Genomic DNA, 21,459 nt, shown 5'->3' on the forward strand with positions numbered 1-21,459 from the left:
GAGCTCATCGGCCCAGTCTTGACCGGGTTTCGCAGGTCGGCAGTCTGAGCCGCCAATCTTCTACGGTGGGGAACTTTCCGGCTACTGAGAGATGTAGGTCCCCGGTACCCCGGCCGGGCCGGACGCGACCCCGGCCTACTCGCCGGTTAACGTCAGCGCATGAGTCGTGTTTCTCAACCCTGGCCGCCGGTGGCGGTGGAGCCCGCGGTCCCGCACCCCAAGGCGCCGGCGCCGGGCACCGAGCTCGGTGTCCACTTCGCGGAATGCTTCGGGTGCGGCGACGAGGCCGACGCGGGGCTGCACCTGCGCTCGACCGTCGGCGAAGGCCAGGTCGTGCGCTCGCGGTTCACCGTCACCGCCGCCCACCAGGGCGCGCCCGGCCTCGCCCACGGCGGCCTGCTGGCCTGCGCGTTCGACGAGGCCCTCGGCTCGGCGGTCGGCAACCTGATGCGCCGCCCGGCGGTGACCGGGAAGCTCGAGACGGACTTCCGCCGTCCGGTCCCGGTCGGTTCGACGCTGTACATCGAGACCCGGCTGGACGGCATCGCCGGCCGCAAGATCTACGTCAGCGCGGACGGCCGCCTCGACGCCGAGGACGGCCGGATCGCGGTCAGCGCCCGCGCGCTGTTCGTCGTCGTCGGCTTCGAGCACTTCAGCACCCACGGCGACCCCGAGGCGCTGGAGAAGCTGGCCGCGCAGCACGAGAAGAACCAGCGCGAACGCGCGGAACGCGACTGGGAGATCAACCCCTGAGCGTCACTTTCGTACCGAAAGTGACGCTCAGGTGAGGGTGCGGGGGCGGATCGCGTTGGCCCGGTCGACCAGCTCGACGCGCTGCTCGACCGTGCCGGCCAGCCGCGCCAGGGCCCGGTAGCACCGCTCCAGGCCGAACCGCAGCTCACGCTCCTCGAGCGCGCAGCCCAGGACCCGCGCGCCCGGCGTCGGCCGTCCTCCCTTGAGCCATTCGTGCGCGGCTTCGAGCACGTTCGCGGTGAGCCGGGTGCGGCGCTCGATGTCCAGGCGGAGCCGTTCGAGCCGGGCCGACGCGTCGAGCAGGTCGTGCTCGGTCACCGGGGTCTCGCGGCCCTTGGCCTTGGTCACCGTCGTCTTGATCTTGATCGCGGCGACCTGCGCGTCGACGTAGTGGGTGGACGACGGCGGCACGGTCTCGAGCACCTCGACCGCGCTCGAGCGGGCCCCCTGCGCCAGGTACACGCGGGCGAGGCCGAACGCGGCGCTGACGTAGGTGCGGTCGGTCCGCCAGACCAGCTCGTAGAACCGCGCGGCGGCGAAGTAGTCGCCGACGCCTTCGGCGCTGACCCCGAGCGCGAGCTTCGGTGCGGCCTCGCCGGGCAGGTCGTCGTACACCGCTTCGAACGCGACGTGCGCGACCCGCGAGCGGCCGCCGGCCAGCTCGATCAGGCCGCGGTACCAGTCGATCCGCCAGTCGTGCGGGAACCCGTTCTTGATCGCCAGGTACTGCGCGGCCTGCAGCTGCCGCTGCGCCTCCGCCAGCTCGCCCAGCTCGATCCGGGCGCGCACGATCCGGAGCCGGACCTCGATCGACTCCCGCGGCGCGCCCGAGAGGGCCTCGATGGCGCCGCGCGGTTCGAGCGTGGTGGTCGTGGCGAGCACGCCGGCGGCCGGGTCGTCCGTGTCGACCTGCGGGATCGGCAGGCCGGCGACGACCTCGTCGGCCCCGGGCAGCGGCACGCTGGCGCCGGCCTCCGGCACGACCAGCTGGACGCCGAACGTGCGGGTCTCCGGGCCGAACACGGTGGACGCGCCGGGCCGCGGCTTGCCGGTGCCGAGCGCCATGATCTCTCGCAGCACCCCGGTGAGCTGGTCGGCCATCTCCTCGGCGGTGAGGAACCGCCGGTCCGGGTCGGCGTGCGTCGCGCGTCGCAGGAACCGGTGGTAGGAACCGAAGAGCGCGAACAGCGGGACCGCGTCCGGGCCGGGCAGCGTCGTCTTGAACTTGGTGGTGTAGCCGGTGAACTCGAAGCTGAGCACGGCGAGCGTGCGCCCGACGGTGAACAGGTCCGACGCGACCGAGGCGCCCTGCGTCGGCAGTTCCGGTGCGCTGTAACCGGTGGTGAAGAACAGCGGGCTCTCGTAGTCGTCGGTGCGGCGGACCGCGCCCAGGTCGATCAGCTTCAGCTGCTCGTTGGTCTGGATGACGTTGTCCGGCTTGAGGTCGCAGTAGAGCAGGCCCTGGCTGTGCAGATAGCCCATGGCGGGCAGGATTTCCAGCCCGTACGCGATGACCTGGCCGATCGGCAACGGCTCCGGGCGGCGGCTTTCCCGGTGGTGCGCCAGCGCGAGCTGCCGCAGCGACTGGCCGCCGACGTACTCCATGACGATGTAGCCGACGGTCGTGCCGCTGTGCGCGTCCGGGTGCTGCACGAAGTTGTGGATCTTGACGATGTTCGGGTGCTCGACCTCGGCGAGGAACCGCTGCTCGTTGGCCGCGGCCGCCATCGCCGTCGCGTCACCGGTGTCGATCAGTCCTTTGAGGACGACCCAGCGGTCGCTGACGTTGTGGTCCTGCGCCAGGTAGATCCAGCCGAGCCCGCCGTAGGCGATGGCGCCGAGCACTTCGTACTGGCCGCCGACGAGTTCGTTCGGCTGCAGCTTCGGGAGGAACGAGAACGGCGTGGCGCAGTTCTCGCACTTCCCTTCCGGCGAACCGGGTTTGCCGTCCTTGCCGCGGCCGACCTTCGCGCCGCAGTTGCCGCAGAAGCGCTTTTCCTCCGACACCACGGGGTTCGTCAGCACCGCCGACGCGGGGTCGCGCGCGGGCACCGGCGGAACCTCGACCAGCCCGGCGCCGAGCCGGCCGCGGCGCGACCGCGATGTCCGCGAGGACGTCCGCCGCGAGGTGCCGGGGAACGAGCCGGACCGCGAGTCCGAGCCGCTGCCGGTTCCCGTGCCGGTGCCGGTTCCGGTGTGCCGTCCTTCGCTGCTGCGTTCGGGCAGCACGCTTTCGGTGCCCGGGTCGGGCAGCGGCGTGCCGGGGCCGGTGTCGGGCCGCGGTGCCGGCGGCATGATGCTCTGGGTTTCCGGCGCCGGGGACGCGAGCACGCTCGTCAGCTGCGGCTCGTCGGGCTGCGGCGGTCGGACGGACGGCGTCCGCGCCGGCTGGACCGGCGGCACGACGGGGTTCATGCTGCCCGGCGGCTTGGTCGGGTCGTCCGCACCCGGGATCGGCGCGCCGCGCGGCGGGGTCGGCGGACGGCGCACGGGTGCGTGAAAGACGGTCTCTTCGCCGCGGGACGGCTCGCCCCGGGACGGCTCGCCGTCGTCGAGGCGGCCGGAGATCGACGGCTCCGGCGTCTCCCACCGCACCGGTGGCGGCGGCTGCCAGCTGCTGCCCGGCGTGGCCGGCTGCTTTTCGTCGTCCGGCGCGGCGTGCCGAGGACGGCGCGGTTCCTCCGACACTGCTACCTCCCAGATCCCCGGCGACGTGCGGGAACCGATCCTAGTCGCGGTCCGCTCACTGGTACTGCGCCTGCGGCGGTGAAGCCGGCCCCAGCGACGACTCGACCCAGTGGCGGTAGCTGTTCTGCCAGGCACCGCTGTTGCGGACGTTCTCGAGCACGGCGTTGACGAACTTGACCATGTCCTCGTTGTCCTTCGGCACGCCGATGCCGTAGTTCTCCTGCGTGAACTGGTCGCCGACGACCTGCAGTGTCGGGTCCTGCGCGGCCATCCCGGCGAGGATGGTGTCGTCGGTCGAAACCGCGTCGACCTGGCCCTGCTGGAGCATCACCAGGCAGTCCGACCAGTTGTCGACCGAGATCGCCACCGGCTTGGCGGGGTCCGTCGCGATCTTCGCCAGCGACGTCGACTTCTTCGCCGCGCACACCTTCTTGCCGCTCAGGTCGGCCAGCTTGGTCGCCTTCGACTCCTTCGTCACCAGCAGCCGCTGCCCGGAGACGTAGTAGACGGAAGAGAACTGGACGTCCTTCTTACGCGCGCAGGTGATGCTGTAGGTCCGCACGACGATGTCGACCTGGTGCTGCATCAGCACGTCTTGGCGCTGCCCCGACGTGATCGCGCGGAACTGAACGCGGCCTTCGGGCGCGCCGAAAATCGAGCGGGCGATCTCGTTGACGAGGTCGATGTCGAAGCCCTCGAGGTTGCCCGAGGTGGGGTTGCGGAAGCCGAACAGGTAGGTGGTCTGGTCGACGCCGGCGATGAGCTTGCCGCGTTCCTTGATCTTCGCCATGGTCGAGCCGTCGAAGACCGACGTGCCCCGGTCCGGCTGCAGGCTGGCCAGCGGGTTGCAGCTGGTGTCGCTGCCACCGCCGGCCGCCGCGTCCGGACCGCCGACGTGCGCGGGCTGCGGCCAGGCCGCGTTGCCGACCGGGGCCGGGTCGACCGGTTTCCCGGGGCTGCCGCAGGACGCCGCCAGCAGCGCGACGACCGCCAGCACGCCCGCCCGGACCGTGTTCCGCCGCCTGCTCACCGGTACTCCCTCAGTCGCTCCCGGATCCCCATGGTGACACCCGCCGCGGCGACGATCGCGAGCACGGCCAGGCCGGGGGCCAGCATCGTCAGCGCGCGGTCGCCGCTGTGGGTGTCGTCGAGGAATTCCTGCCTGCCGACGTCGATGGCCGCCTGAAGGCTGTCGTCGAGCCGCCGGAACGCCGGGGCCGAGCCGTCGGTCTTGTCCTCCAGCACGGCGAAGTCGACGGCTTCCTGGTACTGGCCGGCGTCGTCCTGTGCGCGGACTTCCTTGTGCGCCTTCAGCCAGTCGTTCGCGGCCTTCGTCGCGTCGGCGACCTTCGCGGCGCCTTCGCCGTCCTGGATGAGACCGCGGGCTTCGCCGAGCAGCCCGCCCTGGCCGTCCGGGCCGACGAGCTGGGCCGCGTTGGTGCCGAAGTCCTTCTCGTAGGCGGCGCCGTCGCCGCGGGCGACCAGCGTCAGCGTTTCGTCGGCACGGGCCTGCAGCGCGGCGATGCGCGCGCGGACCAGCACGTCGACGCGGTGTGAGCCGTCGTCCTGGCCGCTGCCGACCAGGCTGCCCTGCACGACCAGCGCGACCGCGCCCCACAGCAGCGAGACCACGACGGCGGCCGTCGCGACGACGAGCCCGACGTTGAGCAGCCGGTTCGTGCGCCGGGTCAGGTACACCTGCGCGGCGATGAGCGCGGCCAGCAGCGCGACCACCAGGATCGTGGCGAGCCACGGGAACCCGGTGGCGCTGTCCTGTTCGTCGATCAGCCGCTCGGTGTCGACGCGGTAGAGGTCCTGCGCGGCGGGCAGGATCTTCGCCCGCATCAGCTCGGAGGCCTCGCGGAGGTAGGACGCGCCGACCGGGTAGCCGAGGCGGTTGTTCGTGCGGGCCGTCTCGACGAGCCCGGTGTAGACGGGCAGCGACTGGTTGAGGACGTCGACCGGGGTGGCCGCGGCGGCGACGTCGGAAGCGTCCGAGGCGGCCTTCGCGAGCGCGGCGCCGGCTTCGGCGACGTCGCGCTCGTAGCGCTGGCGAAGCTCCGGCGGTTCGGTGCCGATGGAGAGGAACGCGCTCGCGGCGGTCGCGTCGGCGTCCGAGAGCGAGCGGTAGACCTGCTGCGCGGCGGCGGCGAGCGGCTCGCGGTGGTCGATGACGCCGGTGATGGTGTCGTCGCGGTCCTGCACCGACAGCGTCGCGGCCAGCCCGGCGAGGAGGGACAGCAGCACCAGCCCGACGGCGATGACGGTGAGGCGGCCGGGAGTCGTCGCGGCGGACCGGACGACCGCGCGGACACCCTGTCCCGGCAGGTCCAGCAGCCCCAGCAGCCCGTTGCGTCCCCCGCCGTCCGGTGGCGGCGGCGGGGGTCCCGGCGCGGGCGCCGTCGGACCCGGGGCCGTCGCAGTGCTGGTCATCCCCGATTCCTCCCCTGTCATCCGGGGGCTCCGCCCCCAGCCGGGGGCTTCGCCACCCGGAACCCCCGAAAAGCGCTGTGAAGCGGTACCCGCAGAAGGTAGCCGAGTCGCCGCACGCACGGGCACTGGCACCGCCCGCTGTCACCAGCACGTGATCTCACGCCGGAACTTCCGCCAGGACGCGCCACTGACCACCGCCGGGACCAGCTTCCAGAGTGCCACCGGCCAGCGCGAGCCGCTCCCGCATCCCGGCGAGCCCGAAACCTTCACCTGTTCGAGTGACACCGAGGGCATTGCGGACGTCGAGCCGGACGGCCTCGGACAGGTAGCGCAGCCACACTTCGACGTCCTCCCCCGGCGCGTGCTTCCCCGCGTTCGTCAGCGCTTCCCGCGCGCAGCCGGCGAGCGCGACGACCACCGCGGACGGCAGCGGCCGCGGTTCGCCCTCCGTGTCGAAGGTGACGGACACGCCGTGGTCGCGGGCGTGCGCGGCGGCGACCGCGGCGAGCACGTCGGCGAGCGGCGGGACATCCCGGCGCAGCGCCGCGACGGCGTCACGCGCTTCGGCGAGCCCGTCGGCGGCGAGCCGGCGCGACCGCTTGACCGACCGCAGCGCACCGTCCACATCGGACTTCTCTTCGAGCAGCGCCTCGGCGAGTTCGAGCTGAACCCCCAGCGCGCCCAGCGAATGCGCGAGGACGTCGTGGAGTTCGCGGGCGATCCGGGTGCGTTCGTCGAGCGCGGCGGCCCGCGCGTGCTCGGCCTGCGCGAGCTTCGTCTGTTCGAGCAGTGCCTCGGCCTGCTTCGCCTGCACCTCGTACTGGCGGCGGTTGAGCCCGACCAGGACGAGCAGGAGCAGCACGGCGGGTTCGGCGAGCGCCTGGCCGAGGCTCCGCCCGGCGAGCAGGTGCGACGTCACCGCGAGGGCGATGTCGAGCAAGCCGACCCCGAGGATCACGCCGACGCCGACCGTGGTGAGCGTGGCGAGCCTGCCGAGCGCGATGGCGGACAGGATGATCGCCGAGGAGTCCCCGGCCCGGCCGACGAGCGCCGCCGGCACCGCGCTCGCGACGGCGAGCAGCGCGGCGGCCGTCTTCGGCAGCCTCGGCGCGAGGACGACGAACCCGAGCCAGCCGGCGCTCGCGACGCCGTAGCCAGCCCAGACGCCCGGGTCGGACTCGCGGGCGGTGAGCAGCGTCACGGCGAAGAAGAGCGTGCCGAGCAGCTGCACCACGAGCCAGCTCGGCGCGATGGTGTCCGGCAGCAGAGGACGTTTCGGCACGCCCCCATCTTGGCCGGATCAGCCGCGGATCGCCGGAGCCAGGGAGTGCGGGAGGACGGCTTCGGCGGTCGGCGGCCGCCGGACCAGCACCTCGACGTCGTCGGCGAAGCGGTACGGCTTCGCGTCGAGGATGCCGCCGAAGTGCCGTCGGAGCCGGGACATCTCGGCGCGGACGGTGACCGCGCGACCGGCGTCGCCGAAGAGGTCGGCCGACAGCTCGGAGGCCGACCGGCCGTCGCGGTGGCTGGCCAGCACGTACAGCATCTCGGCGTGGCGCGGGCTGAGCCGGTGCGTCCAGGTGCCGGTCGCGCCGGCCACGGTCAGCTCGGGCTCGCGCGGCGACCGGACGTCGAGCACGACCCGGGTGGGCGGCGCGCCCTCGTCGCCGGCCGGCCGGATCAGCCAGCCGCCGGGCACCGGCTCGACGGCGCAGTTGCCGTACGCGGGCAGCCAGACGCGGCCGGGCTTGAGGCCGGTGGGCAGCGCGATCCGGTCGACCGGGGCGAGGCCGGCGGCCGCGGCGACCCAGCCGTGTTCGTCGGCCACGACGGCCGGCCCGCCGACCCGGCCGAGCACCGGGGCGGCGAAGCCACGCAGGCGCTCGAGCTCGGTGAGGTGGGCGGTGCGCAGCTGCGCCTGCGCGAGCCGTGTCACGGCGTCGACCAGCGCCAACGTCGTCGCGTGGACGGTCATGGCCGGGCCGGAGAGGTCGACGACGCCGAGGAGCTTGCCGTCCCGCGGGTCGTGCAGCGGCGCGGCGGCGCACGTCCAGGAGTGCTGGGCGCGGACGTAGTGCTCGGCGGAGTAGACCTGCACCGGGCGGCGCGCGACCAGTGCGGTGCCGATCGCGTTGGTGCCGACGGACGCTTCCTGCCAGTCGACGCCTTCGACGAACCCGAGCCCGTCGGCGCGGCGGCGGACCGCGGCGCTGCCCTCGCGCCAGAGCACCTTGCCGCCGGCGTCGACGATCACCATGATGTGCGCGGCCTGCTCGGCGAGGGTCAGCAGGCCGCCGCGCAGGGTCGGCAGCGCCTCGGCCAGCCCGCTCGTGCGGCGGCGGCTTTCCAGTTCTTCGACGGTCAGGACGGGCGCGGGGGCGCGGCCGTCCGGGTCGACGCCGAGCCGGCGCATCCGTTGCCAGGACGCGCCGATGACGGACCGCGGGCGGCTGGGCAGGGCTTTTCCGGCCAGCGCCGCCTCGTGCACCTGCGCGAGGACACGCGCGTGCCGCCGGGGGTCCGCCCCGGCCGGCAACGCTGCCTCGAGGTCTCGCTGACCCAACCGCCACTCCTTGCGCTCTGCCTCCTCAGTCTGCCTTTTCGTTCCGGTGATCGGAAGGTGGCGACAATCTCGCTCCGGGTCAGCGGGTGATCGCGGCGACGACGGCGCCGGGGGCTTCCAGGTGCACCAGGTGCCCGGCGCCGTCGACGTGTTCGACGTCCGGCCGGGTGGTTCCCGGCGGCAGCACGGCGTCCTCGCGGCCCCAGACGAAGGTGACGGGTACGTCCACTGTGGACAGCAGTCGAGCTGCGTCGATGGCTTGCGCGTCGCCGTCGAGGAGGGTGCCGAGCAGGGTCGTGAGGACCCGGTCGACGCCGTCCAGCCGCTTGTACCGGAGCAGGTCGTCGGCCAGCCGGCGGGTGACGAGGTCCGGGTCCGCGAACAGTGCGGCCAGGTGCGGTTTGAGTTCCCGCCGGGACGTCGCGGTGGCGAATCCACGCAGGTAACGGGCGTTGACGGGCCCGCCGAACCCGGCCGGGGCGAGCAGCGTCAGCTTCTCGACCCGGTGCGGTGCTTTCGCGGCCGCCGCCACGACGACCGCGCCGCCCAGCGAGTGCCCGACCAGGTGCGCTCGCTCGACGCCCAGCGCGTCGAGGAAGCCGAGGACCGCGTCGGCCAGCGTGCCGAGCGAGCCGTCCCCGACGTCCTTGGTCGATTCGCCGTGCCCGGGCAGGTCGAGCGCGTGCACGATCCGGTGTTCGGCGAGCGGCTCCTGGACGAACAGCCAGGAGTTCTTGTCACCGCCGTAGCCGTGCACCAGCACGACGACGTCGCCCTCCGTGCCCAGCGTGGCGTAGGCGAGCGAACGGCCGTCGACCTCGACGGTGCCGGTGACCGGGCCTTCGTCCCCCGCGATTGCCCCAGCGTCGATCTCCTGGCGGGCTTGCCGCGCGGCCTCGTCGAGTTCTTCGGCAGGCGTCTCAGGATCAGCCAGGAGCGCGATCGTGCCACCGACCGGCACGTCCTCACCGGCCGCTGCGACCACGCACCGCAGCACGCCGCTTCCTGGGGACTCCAGGGTGCCCGCGATCTTGTCGGTGTCGATTTCGGCGAGGTCGTCACCGGTCACGACCTCGTCGCCGTCGGCCGCGAGCCAGGCGGTGATCCGGCCGCGTTCCATCGAGAGGCCCCACTTGGGCATCGTGACCGGCCGGATCATCGCCGGTACTCCACGACCGCCTTCGCCGCGTTGAGGACCTTCTGCGCGTCCGGGATGTAGAGGTCCTCGAGCGCGTCGGAGAAGGGCACCGGCGTGTGCGGCGGCGTCACCATCTCGATCGGGGCCCGCAGCGAGCCGAACGCCTCCTTCGCGACGAGCGCCGAGATGTCCGTGGCGAGGTTGCACCGCGGCGACGCTTCGTCGACGACGACCAGCCGTCCGGTCTTCTCGACGCTCTCCAGGATCGTCTCGGTGTCGAGCGGGCTGGTCGTGCGCGGGTCGATGACCTCGGCTTCGATGCCGGAGGCCGCGAGGTCGTTCGCGGCCCCTTCGGCCATGGCGACCATGCGGCCGATCGCGACGATCGTGACGTCGTCGCCGTCGCGCACGACGTTCGCTTCGCCGAACGGGATCGTGTAGCTGTCCTCCGGGACCTCGCCGCTGGTGTCGTAGAGCGCCTTGTGCTCGCAGAAGATCACCGGGTCGTCGTCCCGGATCGACTGGATGAGCAGGCCCTTCGCCTCGTACGGGTTCGACGGGACGACGACCTTCAGCCCGGGGATGTGCGTGAAGATCGGGTACAGGCACTGCGAATGCTGCGCGGCGGCCCGCAGCCCGGCGCCGTACATCGTGCGGATGACGACCGGCGTGCGGGCGTTGCCGCCGAACATGTACCGGAACTTGACGGCCTGGTTGAAGATCTGGTCGAAGCAGACGCCCATGAAGTCGATGAACATGAGTTCCGCGACCGGCCGCTGCCCGCGCGTCGCGGCACCGATCGCCGCGCCCACGAACGCCGACTCGGAGATCGGCGTGTCGAGCACCCGGCCGGGGAACTTGTGGAAGAGGCCCTTGGTGACGCCGAGGACCCCGCCCCAGGCGTCGTCCTCACCGGGGCTGCCGGCGCCGCCCGCGTTGTCCTCGCCCATGACGATGACCGACTCGTCCCGGGCCATCTCCTGCGCGAGCGCCTCGTTGATCGCCTCGCGGTAGCTGATCGTCCTGGCCATGGCGTGCGCTCCTCAGTACGACACGTAGACGTCGGTCTCCAGGTCTTCCTTCGTGGGTTTCGGCGCCGCCTTGGCCGCCGAGACGGCGTCCTCGATGAGCTTCGCGACTTCGGCGTCGATGTCGTCGAGGAGCGGTCCGTCCAGCTCACCGCTGTCGGTGACGCGGTCGCGGAACCGCTTGAGGCAGTCGAGGGTCGCGCGGGCGTGGGCGACTTCGCCGGCCCGGTAGGTCTGCTGGTCGCCCTCGAAGTGCCCGAAGTAGCGGGTGAACTTGACCTCGATCAGCGTCGGGCCGCCGCCTTCGCGGGCGCGCTCGACGGCCTCACCGGCGGCTTCGTGGACGGCGAAGAAGTCGAACCCGTCGACGATCACGCCCGGCATCCCGAACCCGGCGGCCCGGTCGGCGATGTTGTCCGACGCGACGGACCAGGCGCTCGACGTCGCTTCTGCGTAGCCGTTGTTCTCCGCGACGAAGATCGCGGGGAGGTTCCAGACGGACGCGAGGTTCAGCGCCTCCAGCGTCGTCCCCTGGTTGCTGGCGCCGTCGCCGAAGAACGCGACGCCGACGCCGCCGGTGTTCTGCTGTTTGGCGGCGAGCGCGGTGCCGCAGATGAGCGGCGGGCCGCCGCCGACGATGCCGTTCGCGCCGAGCATGCCCTTGGCGAGGTCGGCGATGTGCATCGAGCCGCCCTTGCCGCGGCAGGCCCCGGTCTTGCGGCCGTAGATCTCGGCCATCATGGCGTGGACGTCGACGCCCTTGGCGATGCAGTGGCCGTGGCCGCGGTGGGTGCTGGCGATCGCGTCACGGTCGTCGAGGTGGAGGCACACCCCGGTGGCCGAGGCCTCCTCACCGGCGTAGAGGTGCACGAACCCGGGGATTTCGCCGGTCGCGAACTCCTCGTGCACACGCTCTTCGAAGGCCCGGATGGTGCGCATCACGCGATACGCCTCCCGCAGGGTGTCCGTCATCTTCGACGCTCCTTCCCTTGCTCGGTTTCCGTGCGCAACAGCCCTTTCGTCGCCGCTTCCGCCATCGCCGCCCGGACGTCGACGCACCACGGCCCATCCGGTTTGAGCTCGACGAACGCGCTCTCCCCCGTCTTCAGTTCGAGTTCACGCTCACCGTCGAGCGCGATGACCCCGCCGGCCGCGGCCAGCTCGACCCGCACACCGGGCCGCAGGACGCCCCACCCGCGCACGCCGACGGGCCGCACGAGCCCGGGCGCGATCGGCGCCTGCACGACGTACGGGGTCTCCCCGACCGGCCCGAGCTGCAGCGCGACGCCGTCCGGGCTGGATCGCGGGCTGGGACAGAGCTGGCCTGGAACGCTCGAGAGGCCGATGCCGTCCGGCTCGGCGAAGGTGCAGTACAGCTCGGTGAGTGTCGACGGGTCCCACACCGCCCGCGCCCCGATGTGCTTGCTCGTGGACACGCAGACGTCGATGAGCGCGATCTCGCGACGTGCCTTCGTGACGACCTCCAGCACGCTGACCCGGTGCGTGACGAGGTCGGGGTCGATCTGCCCGGTCGCGATCAGCCCGGCGGCCAGCCCGGCGACGGTGGCTTCCCGCATCTGCGGGAACGCGTTGTTGGTCCCGGTCGAGAGCGCGATGATCGGCACGTCTTCGCAGGCCGCGGCGGCGACCCGGGCGGTCCCGTCCCCGCCGAGGACGACGATGACCCCGGCCCCGGCGTCGACCATCCGCCGCACGGCGTTGGTCGTGTCGGCCGCGGTGCCGGTGAGCGGGTCGTCCTCGCAGAAGTCGACCTGGGGCCAGGTCCCGCCGCGGCCGAGCGCCCGCAGGACCGCGGCGGAGATCCCGCCGAGGTCGGTCGAGACGAGGGCCCGGTCGAGCCCGGTCACGGCGAACGCCGCCAGCAGCCGCTGGACCATGTTCGCCTTCTCCGCGGTGGGGAACACCGAAGCTTGCGCGACCAGCCGGCGGATGTCCCGCCCCGAAGCCGGGTTCGCGACGATCCCCGCCACCGTTTCACCCACCTGACCTCCCGATTCGTCACCGGAGAACAGGAGACTCCGCGGGCGGCGCGGAAGGAAGGGTTGCAGGCCGTTGCACTGCCGAGCGGCACCCACGAAGCGTCGAACGACACCCGGGCGCTCTCCCGGCGCCGGCGCGGAGCTACGGAACGAGGCTGACGACGCCCTGGTAGGTGTACCCGGCCTCTTCGACCGCGCCCCGGACGTCGTCCTCGGCCAGCGCGGCTTCGGCGCGCACGACGACCCGGCCGGTCGCGACGTCGACGTCCACTTCGGTCACTCCGGCCAGCGCGGTGATTTCGTCGGTGACCGACTGCGCGCAGTGGCCGCAGCTCATCCCGGAGACGGTGTAGCCGTGCTCGATCATGGTGCGCAGCATACGAAAAGGGCCGCCACCCCGAACGGGTGACGGCCCTTCCCCAAGATCAAAGTCAGATCACGGTGACCGACGTGGCCTGCGGGCCCTTCTGGCCCTGGCCGATCTCGAACTCGACGCGAGCGTTCTCCTCGAGGCTCTTGAAGCCGCTACCCTGGATCTCGCTGTAGTGAACGAAGACGTCGCCGCCACCGTTGTCGGGGGTGATGAAGCCGAACCCCTTCTCGGAGTTGAACCACTTCACAGTGCCCTGAGTCATCAAAAATCTCCATGTGTAACACCAAAAACAGGAAGCCACTTCGGCGACCCGGGTCAACGCCCGAACGGTTTGCTTCCTCGGCGAGGAGACACTACGCCCGCTGAGTTCTGCGAGCGTGACTCATCACGAACACAAAAATCGAGACCTTCTGCAGTAAAGCACACCTCGACCTGGGCGGACAAGCGGTCTTCACCCGGGAGGGGTGAGCTATTCGCCACTCGCCGGGCGCAGCCCCTCCGTGGTGAACGGCGAACGCCAGGCCGTGTCGCGCTCCCCCGCGACCACGGCGTCGTCGTGGGCCTCGGCGGAGGCGCTGAACAGCACCGGTACGACGCCGGAGGACTTCCGCGCTGGTTCGGATGCGTGCTGGTGATCGGTCACGTCGAAACTCCCCTCGTTCCCTGCCCGCTGCGGCGCGGGTGATGACCGTGATGGTGCCAGGCGGCACCGACAGAAACCGTTGTCTCCCGCCGGGACCCGGCCGGGAAGGTTCGGCGGCGAACCACCGCCGGAACACCGTCAGGCTACCTGAGCCTTCGTCGTGCTACCACACAACTTTCCCGGCGTTTCCCGTAATGAAACCGAGTGAAACCGTTACTGGGCGGGAGGTTGCGGGCGCGCTTGTCCGAGCAGCGACGAAAGCCGGACGTCCGGAGTCACCACATCGGGGTCCGTCCGCACGTCGATGACGCACGGCCGCTGCCGCACCAGCGCACTGGCGATGATCGGTTCGAGTTCTTCCCGATCGTCCACCGTGTACCCAGCCGCGCCCAGTCCACGCGCCCACGATGCGAAATCGGTGAGCGGGATCGACACCCCGGACAGCCGCCCGTGCGTGCGCGCCTGGTGCATCGCCAGCGCGCCGTGAACGCCGTTCTGGAAGACGACGACCATCACCGGCGCCCGGTACCGCACCGCGGTTTCGATCTCCTGCCCCGTCATCAGCGTACCGGCGTCCCCCACCATGGCCACGACGGTTCGCCGAGGCTCGGCGAGCTTCGCCGCCACAGCGGCCGGCACGGCGTACCCCATCGCGGCGTTGCTCGGCCCGAGCTGGCTGCGCGGCGCGGTGAAGCACCAGTAGCGGTGCATGAACTGCGCGAAGTTGCCGGCATCGCTGGTCACGATGGTGTCCTCGGGCGCCAGCTTCCGCAGCGCCCGGACGACGTCCACCGGGTGCACCCGCGTGTTCCCGCTGGTGTCGGGCGGGGTCATGAAGGTGTGCACGGCCGCGTTCGCCGCCGAGGCGCGCCGGGTCCGCGGCGACGCCACCGCCCGCAGCTCCCGCAGGAACGGCTCGACCTCGGAGTCGACCCGGAACGTGAGCCCCCGCCGCTTCGGGCTGACATCGATCCCGGTCCCGACCATCACCAGCGTCTGCTGCGGCGTCGGGTAGCGGTACGCCTGCGTCGTCACCTCGTCGAGCTGCGTGCCCAGCGCGACGACGAGGTCGGCCCGCTCGAGCGCGTCCAGCTGCCGGGCCGGGATGCCGAGCCCGAGGTGCCCGGCGTAGCGGGCGTGGTTCTCGGGGAAGGCGTCCTGCCGCCGGAAGGCGTTGTAGACGGGCAGCGCGAGCTCGTCGGCCACGGCGATCAGCTCGTCCCGCGCCGACCGCGCCCGCCCGCCGACGATGACCACGGGGTACTTGGCCTCGTCCACCAGCTGGGCGACGGCGTCAGCCGAACGGCCCAGCGTCCCGGACGCCGGCGGCCGCACCCGCGCCATCGGCTTCGCCGCGTCGTAGGGCATGCCCCAGACGTCACAGGGCACACCGAGCACGACCGGCCCCGGCCGTCCCTCTTGGGACGTGGTCAGCGCGTGCGCCAGCAGCCCGGGCAGGCTGTCCGGGTCGGTCACCCGCAATGTCGACTTGGCGATCGACTCGAACATCGCGGTCAAGTCCGACGTCGGCAGCTCCCCGGACGACGAAGGCATCGGTTCCGTCGCCGGCGTCTCCAGCAGCACGACCATCGGCGTCTCGTCCTGGTACGCCGTTTGGACGCCGATAGCCAAGCTCGCCGCACTCGGCCCCCGGCTGGCGAGCAGCACGGCGGGACGCTCGGTGAGCTTGCCCTCCGCCTCCGCCATGAAGGCCGCACCCGCGTCGTGGCGCGCCGAGACCAGCGTGATCTCCCGCTCGCGTTGCAGTGCGTCGAGCAGTTCCAGGAAGGACTCACCGACCACCGCGTAAACGCGGCGGACACGCGCCTCGGTCAGGATCCGCACGGCCGTCTGGGCGACGGTCGCTCCCAGTTGGTATCTAATGAGGAGAGCTTAGGCGGGCACCGTTCAGTGCAGTCAAGTGATCTTCGCCGAAACCCGGCAAGGATGGGCCGAATGTCCGCTTTGACCGACTGTTAGCCGATCAAGGGAGCGAGGACCGCAGTCTTGGCCGCAACCGAACATGAAACCGTTTTTACTTATGGCGCACCGGCGTTGAAGTACGGAACCGGCGCCAGCGACGAGATCGGCTACGACCTGACGCAGTACGGCGCCCACCGCGTGCTCGTCCTGACCGACCCGCAAGTGGCCGCGACCGGCTGGCCGCGCCGCATCGCCGACGGCATCGCCGGCTACGGCATCGAGACCGAGATCTTCGACGGCGTACACGTCGAGCCCACCGATGTCAGCATGCAGAAGGCGGTTGACTTCGCCCGCGGAACCGGGCCGTACGACGCCTTCGTCGCCGTCGGCGGCGGCTCCGCCATCGACACCGCGAAAGCGGCGAACCTGCTCACCAGCAACGACGGCGACCTGATGGACTACGTCAACGCCCCCGTCGGCGGCGGCCGCGCACCGGAGCACCCGCTGAAGCCGCTGGTGGCGGTACCGACCACGACCGGCACGGGCTCCGAGAGCACCACGGTCTGCGTCCTCGACGTGCTGTCCCTGCGCGTCAAGAGCGGAATCAGCCACCTGCGGCTGCGCCCGACCCTCGCCGTCGTCGACCCCCGGCTCACGGTCAGCCAGCCCGCCGGCGTGACGGCGGCCAGCGGCATGGACATCCTTTGCCACGCCGCCGAGAGCTACACCGCGAAGCCGTACACCGAGTTCGAGCGCAAGCGCCCGGAGCAAAGGGTGCCGTACTGCGGAGCCAACCCGCTGGCCGACATGTTCGCCGAGCAGTCCCTCCGGCTGCTGTCGTGGGCCCTCCCCGCCGCCGTGCGCGACGGTTCCGACCTCAAGGCCCGCGAAGCCATGGCCTTGGCCGCGACGTTCGCCGGACTCGGGTTCGGCAACGCCGGCGTGCACATCCCGCACGCGAACGCGTACCCGATCGCCGGCCAGGTCAGGAACTTCCACCCCGACGGCTACCCGGGCGAAGAACCCATGGTGCCGCACGGCATGGCCGTGTCCTTGACGGCGCCCGCCGCGTTCCGCTTCACCTTCGACGCGGCCCCGGACCGCCACCTGCGCGTCGCGCGCCTGCTGGCGCCCGACTTCGAGTGGCCCGGCGACTTCGCCGACCACCTGCCCGCGGTGCTGATCGACCTGATGCGCCAGATCGGCATCCCGGACGGCATCGGCGCCGTCGGCTACACGGAGTCCGACGTGGACTCACTGGTCGAGGGAACGCTGAAGCAGCAACGGCTCCTGGCCACCGCTCCGCGCGAGGCTTCCGCGGAAGACCTGTCGGACATCCTGCGCGAGTCGGTGTCGCTGTGGTGAACGGGTACCCCCACTGGCAGACGGTTCCGCTGCGCTGGAAGGACAACGACGTCTACGGTCACGTCAACAACGTCGTCCACTACTCGCTGATGGACACCGTGATCAACACCTGGCTGATCGAGCAGGGCGGTCTCGACATCGAGACCGGGGAGGTGATCGGGCTGTGCGTCGAGTCGCACTGCGGGTATCACTCATCGGTGTCCTTTCCTGGTTCGCTGAAGGTGGGTTTGCGGGTGGCGCACCTCGGGAAGTCCAGCGTGCGCTACGAGATCGGGATGTACGCCGCCGACGAGACCCTGGTCGCGGAAGGCCACTTCGTGCACGTTTTCGTGGACCGCGAGTCACGCCGGCCGACCCCGCTCTCGGGCAAGCTTCGTGAGGCACTGGAGGCACTGCAGCCCAGCTGATGCACACCGCCCTGCTTCCAGTACTTCCGATCATGCCCGACGGCACCGACAGAACCGCTCGATCGGCGCAAGTTGTCCACAGGCCGCTCGAACATCGCCGAGTTGTCCACAGATTTCCCACGAGGGCTTCCCCAACCCTCCGACGGCGATAAGCTGAAAGCACAGGAGATCAGTCCACAGTGGACCTGCCCTCGACTGAACACGTGCGGCTCGCGACACGGATGGCGACCTAGGCGTCGATCCGGTGGCACCGGGAATCGTGTTCGACCGACGGCCCCACGGTGGCCGCAGAACCGCCGCCGGCAGGCGCCCCGCCGGTGGTCGCGGCTCCACCGTCCACGGAGGGACTCAGTGTGGTGTGGCCGTTGCCGGAAGGCGCCCCGCCAACGGCCACACCACCGCCCACAGGCGAACCGGTCGAGGTACCCGTCGGTTCACCAGCTGCACCAGCAGTCGGGCGGGCACCGGTGGCCGCATGGTCGGGCACCGGTGTCGCCCAGGCCTGCATGAGTTCCGCGTACCGCGCCGACCTGGCCACCAGTTCGGCGTGGCTGCCCACTGCGGTTTCGCGTCCGTCCACGACAAGCACGCGGTCCGCGCGCAGCGCCGAAGAAAGCCGGTGCGCGATCACGACAAGAACACCACCCCGCGCGGCGAAGGCCCGCTCCGCGCGGGCTTCCGCCACCGGGTCGAGATGGGAGGTCGCTTCATCGAGGATCACCAGTTGCGCCGCACTGGCGTACACCCTGGCCAACGCGAGCAGCTGCGCTTCGCCCGCGGAGACGCCTTCGCCGCCGTGACCGATCTCGGCGTCGAGGCCGCCCAGGCGCCGCAGTAGCGCGCCCGCGCCCACCGCGTCCGCAGCGGACGACAGGTCGTCGTCCGAAGCCGACGGGGCAAACACGCTCACGTTGTCCCGCACCGTTCCCGCGAAGACGTACGCCTCCTGCGGGATCAGCGCCACCAGCTCGTGGCGCACGGCCGCCGGCACGTCCCGGACCGGGACACCGCCGAGCAGCACCTGGCCTTCCTGCGGCTCGAGCATCCCCGTGAGCAGGCCAGCCAATGTCGACTTGCCGATGCCACTCGGCCCGACGACGGCGAGGTGCTCTCCCGGCCGCAGCCCCAGGTCCAGACCTCGGACCACGGGTTCGGCTGCCGCACCCCAGCTGAACGTCAGACCGTGCACCCGGATGTCGACGCCGCGCGGAGTCGCCGTGCCATCGACGACAGCGGGCAGCTCGGCGGTTTCCGCCAACCGGCGAAGGGCGACGAGCAGCCGCAGCACGACGGTGCCGGCTGTGGCCGCCAGGCCGCGTAGGGCCGGTTGCATCGTCGTGGCCAGGTAGACGAGCGCGCCCAAGGCCGCGCCCGCGGTCAGCTCACCGCTGACCACCAGGCCCGGGGCCAGTGCGAGCGCAAGGAGCAGGGGAACGAACCCGCCGAGCGAGATCACCAACGCCCGGAGGGCGCTCGAGCGCGCCACGCGGATCGCGGCGCTGGCCTGAGCATCGACGGCGTCGTACATCGCCAGCGCGGCGACCGGCTGCGCACCGCAGGCCACGATGTCCCGCATGCCGGACAGCGAGGCACCGGCCGTCGACGCCGTGTGCTCGTCGGCCAGCGCCAGCGCACGCTGGCGGCGAGCCAGCGATGGCAGGAGGCAGCCGAAGATCACCAGCGCGGCGACCACGGGTAGCGCGACCGGCACCACGAGCGCGCCGGCGACGGTCACGAGGCCGGCGAGCGCCGACGTCGTCGTCACCAGCATTCCGCGGGCCTGCACAAGCAGGCCCGCGGTCGCGTCGCGCACGACCTCGACGTGCTGGGTGATCCGCGCGACGCCGCTGGAGTCCGGCTGGTTGCGGGGCAGGGAGTCGTCGTGCAGCACGCCTCGGACGACGGCCGTCACGAGCGCGTCGCGCAGGGGTTCGACGACTTTGCCGAGCTGGTGCCAGACCATCCGCGCGCCGAACGCGCCGAGCACGGCGGCCGCGCCGAACAACGTCAGCCAGCCGAGGCCGCCTGCCGGGTTGCCGACCACGAAGCCGCGGTCCACGGACAGCTCGACCAGCCGTCCCGAGAAGAACGCGGGTATGCCTTCGAGCAGCGAGCACACCAGCAGCACGACGCCGCCGCGCCACTGCCCGGCGAGGGCGGACCAGTACAACCGGCGCAGGCTCACTCGTCGTCCTCTGTGAAGACACCGCGGTAGGCGGGTTCTCGCCAAAGGGCGGCGTGTGGGGCGACCGCGCGGATCCGGCCGTCCTCGAGCCAGACGACCAGGTCAGCGCGGGCGGCGGTGCCGGCCCGATGGGTCACGACGACCCGCGTGCGGCCCGGCAGCGCCCCGGCCAAGGCGCGCTCGACCGCTGCCTCGGTGACCGTGTCGAGGCTGGCGGTGGCGTCGTCGAAGATCAGGACGCGCGGGTTGTGCACGATCGCCCGGGCGAGTCCGAGCCGCTGGGCTTCTCCTCCCGACAGGGGCGTCTCGGTCAGCGGCGTCCGGTAGCCCTCGGGCAGCCGGACGATCACCTCGTCGACTTGCGCGGTCCGGCAAGCGCCGCGGATTGCGGACTCGCCGGCCCATGAGCCGTAGCCGACCGCGTCGGCGACTGTGGTGCCGAGCAGGACCGGACGCTCGAAGGCGTAGCCGACGACCGCGCGTAGCTCCTCCGGGCGGATGCACTCCAGCGGACGGCCGTCGAGGACGACCTGACCCTCGTCGGGCGTGAGCAGCCCGCCGATAACGGCGGCCAGCGCGGATTTGCCCGAGCCAGAACGGCCGACGACCGCCAGAAACGTGCCGCCGTCGATGCGTAGGTCGATCTCCGCCAGCGCGCCGGTGACGCTGACGTGGCGGACCTCGAGAGTGCCGTCGCCGGGTAGGAGCGGGAGCTTGCCGGGCACGGGGGCGGGCTCGTCGAGGACGTCGACGAGCCGTTCGGCGCAGCCGCGCGCCCGGGACAGCATGGTGAGCATCGGGATCTGGGTGACCAGACCGAGGCCGAGGGCGACGTAGCCGAGCGTGGCCACGACGTCGCCGATGCTCAGCCGGCCACTCAGCACCCCGAAGCCGGCGGCGGCCAGCACGGACAGCTCGACCGCCGGGGTCAGCAAGCCCGCGCGCCAGACCATCCGGGCCTGGGTACGCCACAGGCGCTGGCCGGCGAGCGTCAGCTGAAACAGCGGGCGCAGGACTCGCTCGGCTTCGCGATCAGCCGTGCCGGACGCCGCGATCGTGCGGAGGCCGGCGACCGCGTCGACCATGCGGGCCGCGAGCTCGCCGGACACCTGCTGGTAGGTGAGGACGTCGTCGGCGGTGCGGCGCAAATGGCTCCGCGCGAGCAGCAAGGCGAACGGGATGCTGCCCAGGAAGACCAGCGCCAGCCGCCAGTCGATTAAGGCGAGGAGGACGATCGCGCCGGAGGAGATGACCAGCATCGAGGCGCACTGGACGACGATCGCGGCGATGCCGCCCGCGCCGGTGCAGTCGCCGGTGAGGCGGCTGATCGCGTCGCCCTCCGCGAAGCGGGAACGGGTGGCGCCCAGCGCGAACAGCTTGTCCGAGAGGGTGCGGCGCAGCCAGGCGGACGCCGTCGCGGTCAGGTGAGTTGTCAGGATTCCGCCGAGGACGTCGGCGGCGATCTCCGCGCCGCCGACCAGCAGCAGCCAAGAGACCTCGGGCCAGCTCGGGCGGCCCGCGACCACGGCGTCCACCGCGGCCGCGAGCGCGCCGGGGAGGAGGAGGCCGGCCGCGGTGGCGATCAGCGCGATGCCCACCACGGCCGTCAGGCGGAGGCGGTCGAGGGCGGCCACCTTGACCAGCAGCCGATCGGCGGGGCCGCGCATCTCACTCCTTCGGACAGGTACCGCCGGGGCGGAACCGGGGTCAGAATGAACGTGCGGGAGCGGCGCACTTGGCCTGTGCCGCTCCCGCACCAGTTCACCTCGGCGCTAGGTGCCGGCGATCCGTCGGGTCAGTAGCAGGTCAGGAGGCTGAGCGTGCTGTTGGCGCAGGAGGCGAGCAGGCTCAGGTTCGACGCGCCGCCGTGGCCGTGGCCGCCGCCGTGGCCGCCGTCGAGCACCTCGGGGGTCTCCATGGCCTGCAGCTCCAGAACGAGTTCCATCGATGTTCCTTTCTG

Annotated in this window: 19 protein-coding genes; 3 read left to right on the forward strand and 16 right to left on the reverse strand. The window is 71.7% G+C overall.

The window, feature by feature from the left end; genetic code table 11:
* The first annotated feature begins 159 nt into the window (after positions 1–159).
* The gene (locus tag SD460_RS04090) at positions 160–753 is read left to right on the forward strand and encodes a PaaI family thioesterase (RefSeq protein WP_290050708.1); all 594 of its coding nucleotides are present in this window, start codon (positions 160–162) and stop codon (positions 751–753) included.
* A gap of 27 nt (positions 754–780) precedes the next feature.
* On the opposite strand, the gene SD460_RS04095 is transcribed toward SD460_RS04090, so the two are convergent.
* The 13 genes from SD460_RS04095 to SD460_RS04155 all read right to left on the reverse strand — a co-directional run bounded on the left by SD460_RS04095 (position 781) and on the right by SD460_RS04155 (position 15,491).
* Complete coding sequence (locus tag SD460_RS04095; RefSeq protein WP_290050706.1) at positions 781–3,441, reverse strand: serine/threonine-protein kinase; 2,661 nt, start codon at positions 3,439–3,441, stop codon at positions 781–783.
* 55 nt (positions 3,442–3,496) lie between these two features.
* Positions 3,497–4,471 carry a glutamate ABC transporter substrate-binding protein gene (locus tag SD460_RS04100; protein WP_290050704.1) on the reverse strand — a complete coding sequence of 325 codons (975 nt, stop codon included), beginning with the start codon at positions 4,469–4,471 and terminating at the stop codon, positions 3,497–3,499.
* Positions 4,468–5,874, reverse strand: coding sequence for a GlnX family signal transduction membrane protein (locus SD460_RS04105; protein WP_290050702.1), 1,407 nt, complete (start codon positions 5,872–5,874; stop codon positions 4,468–4,470). Before SD460_RS04105 ends, SD460_RS04100 begins: the two co-directional genes overlap by 4 nt.
* Before the next feature lie 157 nt (positions 5,875–6,031).
* A complete protein-coding gene (locus tag SD460_RS04110) occupies positions 6,032–7,156 on the reverse strand; it encodes a sensor histidine kinase (protein WP_290050700.1) in 1,125 nt (374 codons plus the stop codon).
* Between the two features lie 18 nt (positions 7,157–7,174).
* On the reverse strand, positions 7,175–8,437 hold the full coding sequence (locus SD460_RS04115) for a helix-turn-helix domain-containing protein (protein ID WP_290050698.1): 1,263 nt from the start codon (positions 8,435–8,437) through the stop codon (positions 7,175–7,177).
* A 79-nt stretch (positions 8,438–8,516) separates the two neighbouring features.
* Positions 8,517–9,596 (reverse strand): acetoin dehydrogenase dihydrolipoyllysine-residue acetyltransferase subunit, encoded by a 1,080-nt coding sequence (locus SD460_RS04120; protein WP_290050696.1) that lies wholly within the window; start codon positions 9,594–9,596, stop codon positions 8,517–8,519.
* Entirely contained in the window at positions 9,593–10,606 is a 1,014-nt protein-coding gene (locus tag SD460_RS04125) for an alpha-ketoacid dehydrogenase subunit beta (protein WP_290050695.1), read from the reverse strand. The genes SD460_RS04120 and SD460_RS04125 overlap by 4 nt, the downstream gene beginning before the upstream one ends.
* 12 nt (positions 10,607–10,618) lie before the next feature.
* Positions 10,619–11,575 carry a thiamine pyrophosphate-dependent dehydrogenase E1 component subunit alpha gene (locus SD460_RS04130; RefSeq protein ID WP_290050693.1) on the reverse strand — a complete coding sequence of 319 codons (957 nt, stop codon included), beginning with the start codon at positions 11,573–11,575 and terminating at the stop codon, positions 10,619–10,621.
* Positions 11,572–12,606 carry an ATP-NAD kinase family protein gene (locus tag SD460_RS04135; RefSeq protein ID WP_290050691.1) on the reverse strand — a complete coding sequence of 345 codons (1,035 nt, stop codon included), beginning with the start codon at positions 12,604–12,606 and terminating at the stop codon, positions 11,572–11,574. The genes SD460_RS04130 and SD460_RS04135 overlap by 4 nt, the downstream gene beginning before the upstream one ends.
* 139 nt (positions 12,607–12,745) lie before the next feature.
* On the reverse strand, positions 12,746–12,970 hold the full coding sequence (locus tag SD460_RS04140; RefSeq protein ID WP_290050689.1) for a heavy-metal-associated domain-containing protein: 225 nt from the start codon (positions 12,968–12,970) through the stop codon (positions 12,746–12,748).
* Positions 12,971–13,034: 64 nt separating this feature from the next.
* The gene (locus SD460_RS04145) at positions 13,035–13,238 is read right to left on the reverse strand and encodes a cold-shock protein (RefSeq protein ID WP_086855961.1); all 204 of its coding nucleotides are present in this window, start codon (positions 13,236–13,238) and stop codon (positions 13,035–13,037) included.
* 207 nt (positions 13,239–13,445) lie between these two features.
* On the reverse strand, positions 13,446–13,619 hold the full coding sequence (locus SD460_RS04150) for a hypothetical protein (RefSeq protein WP_290050687.1): 174 nt from the start codon (positions 13,617–13,619) through the stop codon (positions 13,446–13,448).
* 213 nt (positions 13,620–13,832) lie between these two features.
* Positions 13,833–15,491 carry a thiamine pyrophosphate-binding protein gene (locus SD460_RS04155; protein WP_318306539.1) on the reverse strand — a complete coding sequence of 553 codons (1,659 nt, stop codon included), beginning with the start codon at positions 15,489–15,491 and terminating at the stop codon, positions 13,833–13,835.
* A 183-nt stretch (positions 15,492–15,674) separates the two neighbouring features.
* On the opposite strand from SD460_RS04155, the gene SD460_RS04160 reads away from it, so the two are divergent.
* Both SD460_RS04160 and SD460_RS04165 read left to right on the forward strand, forming a co-directional pair.
* The gene (locus SD460_RS04160) at positions 15,675–16,907 is read left to right on the forward strand and encodes a hydroxyacid-oxoacid transhydrogenase (protein WP_438860546.1); all 1,233 of its coding nucleotides are present in this window, start codon (positions 15,675–15,677) and stop codon (positions 16,905–16,907) included.
* Positions 16,901–17,314: an acyl-CoA thioesterase gene (locus tag SD460_RS04165; protein WP_290050685.1), complete on the forward strand. Its 414-nt coding sequence runs from the start codon at positions 16,901–16,903 to the stop codon at positions 17,312–17,314. The genes SD460_RS04160 and SD460_RS04165 overlap by 7 nt, the downstream gene beginning before the upstream one ends.
* A gap of 229 nt (positions 17,315–17,543) precedes the next feature.
* Here SD460_RS04165 and SD460_RS04170 read toward each other — a convergent pair whose 3' ends face one another.
* The 3 genes from SD460_RS04170 to SD460_RS04180 all read right to left on the reverse strand — a co-directional run bounded on the left by SD460_RS04170 (position 17,544) and on the right by SD460_RS04180 (position 21,444).
* A complete protein-coding gene (locus SD460_RS04170; RefSeq protein ID WP_318305930.1) occupies positions 17,544–19,499 on the reverse strand; it encodes an ABC transporter ATP-binding protein in 1,956 nt (651 codons plus the stop codon).
* Complete coding sequence (locus tag SD460_RS04175) at positions 19,496–21,166, reverse strand: ABC transporter ATP-binding protein (protein WP_290050682.1); 1,671 nt, start codon at positions 21,164–21,166, stop codon at positions 19,496–19,498. The genes SD460_RS04170 and SD460_RS04175 overlap by 4 nt, the downstream gene beginning before the upstream one ends.
* A gap of 128 nt (positions 21,167–21,294) precedes the next feature.
* On the reverse strand, positions 21,295–21,444 hold the full coding sequence (locus SD460_RS04180; protein WP_290050681.1) for a SapB/AmfS family lanthipeptide: 150 nt from the start codon (positions 21,442–21,444) through the stop codon (positions 21,295–21,297).
* Between the last annotated feature and the right edge of the window lie 15 nt (positions 21,445–21,459).

The sequence above is a fragment of the Amycolatopsis solani genome (assembly GCF_033441515.1).
In the GTDB taxonomy this organism is placed as follows: Bacteria; Actinomycetota; Actinomycetes; order Mycobacteriales; family Pseudonocardiaceae; genus Amycolatopsis; species Amycolatopsis solani.